General features: G+C 66.2%; 1 protein-coding gene and 1 pseudogene. Both read left to right on the forward strand.

The genetic code is table 11. The features are described 5' to 3' along the window. Positions 1-119 (forward strand): annotated as a pseudogene (locus tag F6Q13_RS18080) (LLM class F420-dependent oxidoreductase); the annotation flags it as partial. Between the two features lie 56 nt (positions 120-175). Then, positions 176-832, forward strand: coding sequence for a GntR family transcriptional regulator (locus tag F6Q13_RS18085; protein ID WP_293059475.1), 657 nt, complete (start codon positions 176-178; stop codon positions 830-832). Positions 833-870 lie beyond the last annotated feature (38 nt).

The raw sequence follows: 870 nt of genomic DNA on the forward strand, positions 1-870 counted from the left end.
TTGCACAGGCCCAGTCGCTGGTCGACCTCGGCGTGACGCTGCTGACTATCGGCACCTCCGGCCCGGACTACGACCTGCGCGGCGCCGAGGCGTTGTGCCGCTGGCGTGATCGCCGTTAAGTCCCCTTCAGTGCCGTCGGCGTGCGAAACTGGCCCACAAATTCGCGGGAAGGGCGATGCCGAAGACATACGGGGTGAAGGAAAAAGACCAGGTTGTTGCACACATCTTCAACCTGGTGGTGACCGGCAAGCTGCGCACCGGTGATCGGGTCGACCGTAACGAGGTCGCCCAAAAACTGGGAATGAGCCGCGTGCCGGTGCAAGAGGCGATCGTCCAGCTCGAACACGACGGGTTGCTGTCCACCCGATACCATCGCGGCGCGTTCGTCGAACGGTTCGACGAGCACACCGTCCACGAACACCACGAGCTGCACGGCGTGCTCAACGGCGTCGCATCGGCGCGGGCGGCGGCCCACCCGACCCCGCGGCTCCTGGGTCAGCTGGAAACGCTGATGCCGACCCTGCGCAACGCGAGGGAAGCGCGCACCTTCGTGCGGGCCGCACATGAGTATCGCTGCGCGATCGTCGACGAGTACGCCGGACCGCGGCTGCAGGCAATGATCCGGGCGTCGCTGGGCCTGATTCCCCGCGTGTTCTTGCTGAGCTATCCCAACGCCACTGCTGAAATGCTGCCGTTCTACGAAGACGAGACCAGCGCCATCCACCGGCGTGATCCCGGCGCCGCGCGAGCGGCGTGCAGCGGCTGCGCCGACGTGATGGCCAAGATCGCGGTGAGCGAACTCGTGCGCCGCGGCGTCCTGGCACCGAAGTAAAAGACATCCGGATCGTGACACTGCCCGCTCGTCGTGGC

The organism is Mycobacterium sp. (genome assembly GCF_008709575.1).
Lineage (GTDB): Bacteria > Actinomycetota > Actinomycetes > Mycobacteriales > Mycobacteriaceae > Mycobacterium.